General features: G+C 70.1%; 6 protein-coding genes and 1 rRNA gene. All 7 read right to left on the bottom strand.

Translation table 11 applies throughout. The features are described from left to right. Positions 1 to 123: 123 nt before the first annotated feature. The gene (locus ACZ462_RS27640; RefSeq protein ID WP_467805355.1) at positions 124 to 1071 is read right to left on the bottom strand and encodes an FHA domain-containing protein; all 948 of its coding nucleotides are present in this window, start codon (positions 1069 to 1071) and stop codon (positions 124 to 126) included. 81 nt (positions 1072 to 1152) lie between these two features. Further along, complete coding sequence (locus tag ACZ462_RS27635; protein ID WP_467805194.1) at positions 1153 to 2055, bottom strand: DUF881 domain-containing protein; 903 nt, start codon at positions 2053 to 2055, stop codon at positions 1153 to 1155. Positions 2056 to 2060: 5 nt separating this feature from the next. Continuing rightward, entirely contained in the window at positions 2061 to 2393 is a 333-nt protein-coding gene (locus ACZ462_RS27630; RefSeq protein ID WP_114056669.1) for a small basic family protein, read from the bottom strand. Continuing rightward, complete coding sequence (locus ACZ462_RS27625) at positions 2390 to 3301, bottom strand: DUF881 domain-containing protein (protein ID WP_467805193.1); 912 nt, start codon at positions 3299 to 3301, stop codon at positions 2390 to 2392. Before ACZ462_RS27625 ends, ACZ462_RS27630 begins: the two co-directional genes overlap by 4 nt. 120 nt (positions 3302 to 3421) lie before the next feature. Then, a complete protein-coding gene (locus ACZ462_RS27620) occupies positions 3422 to 5917 on the bottom strand; it encodes a sugar phosphate nucleotidyltransferase (RefSeq protein WP_467805191.1) in 2496 nt (831 codons plus the stop codon). Positions 5918 to 6011: 94 nt separating this feature from the next. Further along, positions 6012 to 6602 carry a CDP-alcohol phosphatidyltransferase family protein gene (locus ACZ462_RS27615; RefSeq protein WP_467805189.1) on the bottom strand — a complete coding sequence of 197 codons (591 nt, stop codon included), beginning with the start codon at positions 6600 to 6602 and terminating at the stop codon, positions 6012 to 6014. Positions 6603 to 6729: 127 nt separating this feature from the next. Next, positions 6730 to 6797, bottom strand: a 5S ribosomal RNA gene (gene rrf / locus ACZ462_RS27610); the annotation flags it as partial.

The following is a 6797-nucleotide window of genomic DNA, read 5'->3' as shown; positions in this document are numbered from 1 at the left end:
TGGTTTGGGGGAATTGGTTATGGCCAGTTCGGGGGGGGGGGGGAGGGGGTACTTCTTTGGGGGGTCTCTGGGGTGGTCGGGGTGTGGCTTCCCCCCCCCCCCCCCCCCCCCCGCCAGGGGGTGTCAGGCGCCCCGCAGGCTCGCGTAGAAGACCAGCCGGTACTTGCCGATCTGGACCTCGTCGCCGTTGTGCAGCGGCACCGAGTCGATGGGCTCGCGGTTGACGTACGTGCCGTTCAGGCTGCCGACGTCGGCGACGGTGAACCCGCCGTCCTGGCTCCTGCGGAACTCGACATGCCGCCGGGAGACCGTGACGTCGTCCAGGAAGATGTCGCTCTGCGGGTGCCGGCCCGCCGTGGTCAGCTCGCCGTCCAGCAGGAAGCGGCTCCCGGAGTTGGGGCCCCGCCGCACGATCAGCAGCGCGGAACCCGGGGGCAGCGCTTCCACCGCGGCCTGGGCCTCGGGGGACAGCGACGACGACGACACGTGCTGTTGTCCCGACACCTCGGCCTCGTAGGCCTCGAGGCCCGAGATCGAGATGGTGGACGTGGTCTCCGAGGCACGCTCCGGCGTCAGACCCGCCCGCAGCGGCGCCCCGCAGTTGGAGCAGAACCGGCTGGCCGCATCGCTGCGGTGCCCGCACCTGCTGCAGACCTGCTCGGCCGACATGGACGGCTCCTCGTGCCGCGGCTGCCCCGCGGAGGCGTTGGTGGCATACGGGTCGGGTGCAAACCCTCCACCCGTACTCGAGGTTGATGCGTCACCGAAACCTATGCGGGCGGTACCGGCAGGGTCAACAGACGACGCGCCGGGCGCGCCCGGAACGTCGCCCGCGCCCGCGACCTCGTCGCGGAAGAGCGGCCGGTCCGCCGGCGGCTGCGCCTCCCCCTGGCCCGCGCGGTGCTGCGCCGCGCCGCCTTCCTCGCGGTTCTTCTTTCCGAACAACTTCTCAAACAACTTCACGGGCGATTCCCCTTGAACGAAACAGACCCGCCCGTGGGGCAGGACGAACTCCGAATGCACACACCTGCCGACCCGGACATCCTCACAACGTCCGCAACCACCAGACAGTTTCCACCACGCACCACTACTTCGGTGCGCCGACCCCCCGCAGGCCGCAGCCCGCGTGAGCCGTCGGCCCCCCGTCCTGCGTCACGACGATGACGACCGAGCGTAGTCAGGCTGCTTCGCAGCCCGCAAGGCGTCCACAACGATCTTCGCCGACCGTGTGACGGCCACGGTGGCTTGTTCCTTTTCCAGCGTCTGCACGACCCCGCCCGGGATGTTGAGCGCCGGCTCCAGGTCCTGGGGCTTGCCGATGACCTTGAACTCGTAGGGTTGTGCGATCTTCCTACCGTCGATGGCGATGCCCCCGCCCTCGTCCGAGAAGTACGAGCCCGCGACGACCCGCACCCCGTTGATCTGGATCGCCTCGGCCCCTGCGGCCCGCAGCTCCTGGAGGGTGTCCAGCAGCTGGTCGGACTCCACCTGGCCCTTCGGGTCGGTGATCCGCAGGGTGATGCCCGGCCCCTGTGCCGCCACGGTACCGGCCAGGATGCCCAGTTGGCGTTCCTTCTCCACCGTCTGGCGACGGGCCTCCTCGGCCTGGTTGGAGCTGTTCTCGAGTTCGCGGCGCTGGTCCTCCAGCTGCTGCTTCTCGTCCTCCAGGCGCTGGGTCCGCCCGTCGAGCTCGTCGAGGATCCGGACGAGGTCCTCCTGCCGGGCACCGCGCAGCGCGCCGGAGTCGCTGTTGGAGCGGACCTGGATGGCCAGTCCGAGGCCGAGGACGAACAGAAGCAGGGCGACGATGAGTTGGGCCCGGCTGAACCTCGGGGGCCACAGCCCGGCCGCGAGGCGCTGCCGTCCCGTGCCGCCGGGCCCGCCGGACTGCCCGGCGGCGGCCGGCTTCGCGGGGGCCTCCGGCTCCGCGGGTGCCTCCGGCTGCCCGGACGCGCCGGGCGGTGCGGCGGCCGTGTCGCGGGGCTGCGGGGCCGGCTCGTCCTTCGGCGGCCGGGGGGCCTTGGGCTCCTCGGGCGGGGTGTCGTTCGTACTCATCGGCCTCACGCCCGGAACACGTGGCGGCGGATGGCCGCGGCGTTGGAGAAGATGCGGATGCCGAGGACGACGACGACGCCCGTGGACAGCTGGGAGCCGACGCCCAGCTTGTCGCCGAGGAAGACGATGAGCGCGGCGACGACCACGTTCGACAGGAACGACACGACGAAGACCTTGTCGTCGAAGATCCCGTCGAGCATGGCGCGGAGGCCGCCGAACACCGCGTCGAGCGCGGCGACGACGGCGATCGGCAGATAAGGCTCGACGACGGCCGGCACTTCGGGCCGGACCAGCAGTCCGACCACCACTCCGGCCAGCAGGCCCAGTACCGCGATCACGATGCACCCTTCTTCGGCTCTTCTGCTGCTGTGGCTGTCCGTACGGTCAGGCTGGACGCGGCGGGCAGCCGTACCTCGTCCGCGGGGGACAGCGTGTACCGGATGCCGTAGCTGTCCTGGAGGACGCGCAGGTACTGGCCGTCCACGGAGTCCTGGAACGCGGCCGGGAGCCGCTTCTTGTCGCCCACCGCCAGCACCTCGTACGGCGGGACGAGCGGCCTGTTGTCGACCAGTATCGCGTCGCCGGCCGCGCGGATCGCGGACAGGGCGGTCAGCCGCTGCCCGTTGATGGAGACGGCTTCGGCTCCGGCCTGCCAGAGCCCGTTCACGATCCGCTGCATGTCGCGGTCCCGCAGCCTGCCGGTGTCGGAGAAGCCGCTGTTCTCGCGCGGTTTGCCCCCGGCCGCGGAGGAGGATCCCTTGGCGTCGTCGATGGTGAGCCTGAGCCCGGGTCCGCGGACCTCGGTGGCCCCGGCGAGCAGGGCCGTCCGCTGCCCCTGGTCGCCGCCGTGCTGTTTGAGTGCCTCACGCTGTCGTCCGGCGACGTCGCCCCGGAGCCGCTCGATGTCGCGCTCCAGGCCGTCGGCGCGGTCGTCCGCGCGGTGGACCCGGTCGATGAGCTCCTGGCGCTCTTTGGCGAGGACGGGCGCGGACATCTGCGTGCGGGCCGCGCCGAGCGTGAGGACGGCGGCGGTGAGCACGATGCCGGTGGCCAGCACCAGCTTGCCCTTGAGGTTGCGGGGCCGGTTGTCGGCGCCTTCGGCTCGGCGCCTGGCCGCCGCCTCCGCGTAGCCCTCGTCGAGGCTGTGGTCCATCACGTGCGTCAGCAGCGACATGGACGCGTCCGGGCGCGCGGGCGGTACCGGCGCCGGTCCGCGGTGGGGGGGCGGCTGCGACATGCCGCTCATCGTCGCACGTCGGCGGCGCCGGTACCGAATGCGCCCGACGGGTGGACGCGCGGCCCGGCCCGCCGCGGCGGCGGTGCCGCTGCGGCGGGCCGGGCCGGTGGTCCGGGCCGGGTGGCCGGGTCAGCTTCCGGCGCCGTCGACCACGTCCGCCCATTCGTCGAGCAGGGCCTGGGCGGAGGCGTCGTCGGGGCCTTCGGCCCACAGGTGCGTGACGGCCTCGGCCGGGTCGGGCAGGACGAGCGCCCACCGGCCGTCGGCCTCGACGACGCGCACCCCGTCTGTGGTGTCCACCTGGCGGTCTCCGGCCGCCTCGACGACGCGCCGCATGACGAGCCCCTTGACGGCCCAAGGGGTCGGCACGTCGCGCTTGAGGACGTGGGCTCGCGGTATCCGCGCGTCGATCTGGCTCAGGGTGAGCTGCGTCCGCGCCACCAGCCCGATGAGCTGCACGAACGCGGCGGATCCGTCGAAGACGCTGCTGAACTGCGGGACGATGTACCCGCCCCGGCCGTCGCCGCCGAAGATCGTGTTCTCGGCGCGGCCGACGCGCGTCAGGTCGTCCGGCGAGGTCGTCGTCCATTCGACCTGGGTGCCGTGGTAAGCGGCGACCTGTTCGGCGATCCGCGTGGTGGTGACGGGCAGGGCGACCTTGCCGCTGCGCTTCTCGGCCGCGACGAGGTCGAGGAGGACGAGCAGCGCGCGGTCGTCCTCGATGATCCGGCCGCGTTCGTCGACGAGGGAGATCCGCTCGCCGACGGGGTCGAACCGGACGCCGAACGCGGCCCTGGCGGAGGCGACGATCTCGCCGAGCCGGACGAGGCCGGCCCTGCGGGATTCGGCGGTCTCGGTGGGCCGGGACTCGTCGAGGCCGGGGTTGATGGTGAGGGCGTCCACTTCGAGCCTGCCCAGCAGGCTGGGCAGGACGAGGCCGGCGCTGCCGTTGGACGCGTCGATGACGACCTTGAGTCCGGAGTCGGCGATGCCGGTGGTGTCGACGCGCCGCAGCAGGGATCCGGTGTAGGAGTCGAAGATGCTGGAGGGGAACTGGAGGTCGCCGATCTCGCCGGGGAAGGCGCGCCGGTATTCCTGGCGGGCGAAGACCCGGTCGAGTTTGCGCTGCTGGGCCTGGGAGAGGTCGGCGCCGCGTTCGTCGAGGAACATGATGTCGACGGAGTCGGGGACGCCGGGCGAGGTCCGCAGCATGATGCCGCCGGCGCTGCCGCGGGCGGTCTGCTGGCGGGCGACGGGCAGCGGCACGTTCTCCAGGTCGCGGACGTCGATGGCGCTGGCCTGGAGTGCGGAGATCACTGCCCGTTTGAGCGCGCGGGCGCCGCGCGAGTGGTCGCGGGCGGTGGTGACGATGGCGCCCTTCTTGAGGGTCGTCGCGTACGCTCCGGCGAGCCGGACGACCAGTTCGGGGGTGATCTCGACGTTGAGGATGCCGCTGACGCCGCGGGTTCCGAAGAGGTGGGCCTGGCCGCGGGACTCCCAGATGACGGAGGTGTTGACGAAGGCGCCGGCCTCGATCGTCTTGAAGGGGTAGACGCGGACGTTGCCCTGGACGATGGACTCCTCGCCGACGAGGCACTCGTCGCCGATGACGGCGCCGTCCTCGATGCGGGCGGCCCGCATGATGTCGGTGTTCTTGCCGACGACGCAGCCGCGCAGGTTGCTGTGGGGTCCGATGTAGACGTTGTCGTGGACGACGGCCTTGTGCAGGAAGGCGCCGCTCTTGACGACGACGTTGGATCCGACGACGGTGTGCTCGCGGATCTCGGCCCCGGCTTCGACCTTGGCGTAGTCGCCGATGTAGAGCGGGCCGCGCAGGACCGCGTCGGGGCTGACTTCGGCTCCTTCGGCGATCCACACGCCGGGCGAGATCTCGAAGCCGTCCATGTCGATCTGGACCTTGCCTTCGAGGACGTCGGCCTGGGCCTTGACGTAGCTCTCGTGGGTGCCGACGTCCTCCCAGTAGCCCTCGGCGACGTAGCCGTAGATGGGCCGGCCTTCCTTCATCAGCTGCGGGAAGACGTCACCGGACCAGTCGACGGGGACGTCGGCTTCGACGTAGTCGAAGACCTCCGGCTCCATGACGTAGATGCCGGTGTTGACGGTGTCGGAGAACACCTGTCCCCAGGTCGGCTTCTCCAGGAAGCGCTCGACCTTTCCTTCCTCGTCGACGATGGTGATGCCGAATTCGAGGGGGTTGGGCACCCGGGTCAGGCACACCGTGACGAGTGCGCCTTTCTCCTTGTGGAAGCGGATGAGGTCGGTGAGGTCGAAGTCGGTGAGGGCGTCCCCGGAAATGACGAGGAATGCGTCGTCCTTCAGCGCCTCCTCGGCGTTCTTCACGCTGCCGGCGGTGCCGAGTGGCTTCTCCTCATTGGCATAGGTGAGCTCCATTCCGAGCTCTTCGCCGTCACCGAAGTAGTTCTTGACGAGTGATGCCAGGAACTGGACGGTGACCACGGTTTCGTTCAGCCCATGCCGCTTGAGCAGCCTGAGCACGTGCTCCATGATCGGCCGGTTGGCCACCGGCAGGAGCGGCTTCGGCATGCTCGAGGTCATCGGGCGAAGGCGTGTGCCTTCGCCACCGGCCATCACGACGGCCTTCATGTCGGAAGGGTCCTCCTCGGGAGACGACGTTCCAGCCGATCTCGTCCTCCCGTGCGGCTACGCCGCTACCGTCGCGCCGGCCCGCGCGGGGGATTCAATCGGCCGTGGTGTCCGCCTTGACGAGCCGGCGGACCTGCACCACGTAAAGGATTCCTGCCCACCAATAGAGGGTTGTACCCCATCCGGCGAACGCCCATCCGAAAACTGCCCCCATCCAGGCCAACCAGCCCGTGCCGTCACTGAGGAGGAGGAGGGGGAAGGCGTACATGAGGTTGAACGTGGCGGCCTTGCCGAGGAAGTTGACCTGGGGCGGCGGATAGCCGTGCCGGCGCAGGACTCCGACCATGACGAGCAGCATGAGGTCGCGGGTCAGCAGGGCCGCGGTGAGCCACAGCGGCAGGATGTCCCGATAGGTCAGTCCGAAGAGCGTGGAGAGGATGTACAGGCGGTCGGCGGCGGGGTCCAGGAGCCGGCCGAGGCTGCTGATCTGGTTCCACCGGCGCGCGAGTTTCCCGTCGAGGTAGTCGGTGACTCCGCTGAGCATGAGCACGAGCAGAGCCCAGAGGTCGTACTCGGCCAGGATCAGCCACAGGAACAGCGGCACGCCGGCGAGCCGAGCCATGCTCAGGATGTTCGGAATGGTGAAAATTCGGTCCGTCTGAACCCGAGTCTCCTGGACCTCCACCCGGGGGCCTCCACTGTTGCCGTTGAACGTACGAACGATGCCACCCGACCCTACAGGAACCGGCACGGCGCCCCGAACGCAGGAAAGCCCCGCACCATGACTGGTGCGGGGCTTTCCCACAATGATTGTTCGGCGGCGTCCTACTCTCCCACAGGGTCCCCCCTGCAGTACCATCGGCGCTGAAAGGCTTAGCTT

Source organism: Streptomyces sp. NPDC031121 (assembly GCF_055570615.1).
The sequence above is the reverse complement of the archived record's forward strand: the minus strand, read 5'-3'. Positions and strand labels throughout refer to the sequence as shown.